General features: G+C 74.1%; 2 protein-coding genes. One reads left to right on the top strand and one right to left on the bottom strand.

The annotated features are described in order from the left end of the window. The first annotated feature begins 174 nt into the window (after positions 1 to 174). Entirely contained in the window at positions 175 to 1,464 is a 1,290-nt protein-coding gene (locus C6N75_RS29385; RefSeq protein ID WP_105871873.1) for a DUF6986 family protein, read from the top strand. Positions 1,465 to 1,525: 61 nt separating this feature from the next. Here the strand turns inward: C6N75_RS29385 and C6N75_RS29380 are convergent. Further along, positions 1,526 to 2,036 (bottom strand): GNAT family N-acetyltransferase (locus tag C6N75_RS29380; protein ID WP_105871874.1); only part of this gene is annotated, 511 nt, incomplete at its 5' end.

Raw genomic sequence — 2,036 nt, 5'->3', positions numbered from 1 at the left:
CCCTCCGCCCCCGTCCCTTCGGCCCCCCCGGGCGCGGTGCCGCGCCGCCGGCGGCAGGCTGACCGGCGAGACGGCCATTGACGCAGCTCACAGCGGCTACTAACTTCACTATACGGATTGTTGATTCCGTTCAGCGGAAAAGTCCGTGGCAGCGGGAGAGAGAAGGGTGTGGGAATGGGTCAGCAGGAGAAGCCGGCGACGAGCCTGACCGGGGCGGTCAGCGAGGAGATCAGCGCCTCCCTCGTCCCGGTGGACGAGGAGCTCGCCCGCCGCTACCCGGGCGACCCCGGCACCCGGCAGCCCGTCCACACCGTCTACGTCCCCGGCGACGCCTTCGAGGCCGGCACCATCCGCGCGTGGGGCGACGCCGCCCTCGCCGCCCTGGACGAGCACGCCCCTAACGCCGACGCGCTCGCCGCCGCCCTCGGCCTGCCCGGCGCCCTGGCCACCGACGTGTACACCCGGGTCCGCGCCAAGCTGGAGCGCGAGCCCATCGAGGACCTGCGGGTCGACTTCGAGGACGGGTACACCGCGAAGAACGAGGACGGCGACGCCGCCCGCGCCGCCCGGCTGATCGCCGAGGCCTACGCCTCCGGCACCGCCGCCCCCTACATGGGCATCCGGATGAAGTGCATGGAGGCCGCCGTACGCGACCGCGGCATCCGCACCCTGGACGTCTTCCTCACCGGCCTGATGGAGGCCGGCGGCCTGCCCGACGGGCTGGTCCTGACCCTGCCCAAGGTCACCTACCCCCAGCAGGTCACCGCGATGGTCAGGCTGCTGGAGCAGTTCGAGAAGGCCCGCGGCCTCGCGCCCGGCCGGATCGGCTTCGAGATCCAGATCGAGACCAGCCAGTCCATCCTCGCCGCCGACGGCACCGCCGCCGTGGCCCGCATGATCGACGCCGCCGAGGGCCGCGCCACCGGACTGCACTACGGCACCTTCGACTACAGCGCCTGCCTCGGCGTCTCCGCCGCCTACCAGGCCAGCGACCACCCCGCCGCCGACCACGCCAAGGCGATCATGCAGGTCGCCGCCGCCGGCACCGGCGTACGCGTCTCCGACGGCTCCACCAACGTCCTGCCCGTCGGCAGCACCGAGAAGGTCCACGACGCCTGGCGGCTGCACTACGGCCTCACCCGCCGCGCCCTGGCCCGCGCCTACTACCAGGGCTGGGACATGCACCCCGGTCACCTGCCCACCCGCTACGCGGCGGTGTTCGCCTTCTACCGCGAGGGCTTCGAGCAGGCCGCCGCCCGGCTCGCCGCCTACGCCAACCAGGCCGGCGGCGACGTCATGGACGAGCCCGCCACCGCCAAGGCGCTCAGCTCCTACCTGCTGCGCGGCATCGACTGCGGCGCCCTGGACACCGCCGAGGTGGCCCGGCTCACCGGACTGACCCGCGCCGACCTCGACGCCTTCGCCCGCCCCCGCCGTGGCGACCTCACCACCCAGGCCCACTGACCCGCGACGCGCCCCGGCACGGCCCGCCCCTCCTCCGGGAGGGGGCGGGCCGTGCGCGCGATCAGGACCGGCCGCGCTCCCACTCCCGCCGGGTGAGCGCGTACTCGACGTCCCCGTGCTCCGATCCGGGGATCGCATCCGGCCAGTCGTCGGTGAAGCTCCGCACGAAGGACAGCCCGGCCTTCTCCATCACCCGCCGCGAGGCGAGGTTGACCGCCATGGTGCTCGCGGTCACCCGCTCCACCGCGAACCGGGTGAAACCCGCGTCGAGGAGAGCACGCGCGCCCTCGGTGGCGTAACCGCGCCCCCAGGCCGCCCGGTTCAGCCGGTAGCCCAGCTCCACCACGGCCGGGCTGCGCTCGTCCAGCGGCCGGTACTCGAACCAGCCCAGGAAGGCCCCGCCGTACCGTTCCTGCGCCGCCCAGTAGCCCCGGGAGCCCAGGCACGGGTGGTCGTGCAGCATCCGCGGCAGGATGTGGCCCACAACCTCCTCCCGGCTGGTGGCCCGGCCGTGGTGGAGCTGGGCTACCGGCTGAACCGGGCGGCCTGGGGGCGCGGTTACGCCACCGAGG

It is taken from the genome of Streptomyces solincola (assembly GCF_002982015.1).
GTDB classification, from domain to species: domain Bacteria; phylum Actinomycetota; class Actinomycetes; order Streptomycetales; family Streptomycetaceae; genus Streptomyces; species Streptomyces solincola.
Note: the sequence above shows the minus strand (reverse complement) of the source record. Positions and strands in the feature narration are given on the sequence as shown.

Bases quoted from the DNA above. Each gene is read 5' to 3' on its own strand.
- C6N75_RS29385 (WP_105871873.1), top strand. From the start codon at position 175: ATGGGTCAGCAGGAGAAGCCGGCGACGAGCCTGACCGGGGCGGTCAGC.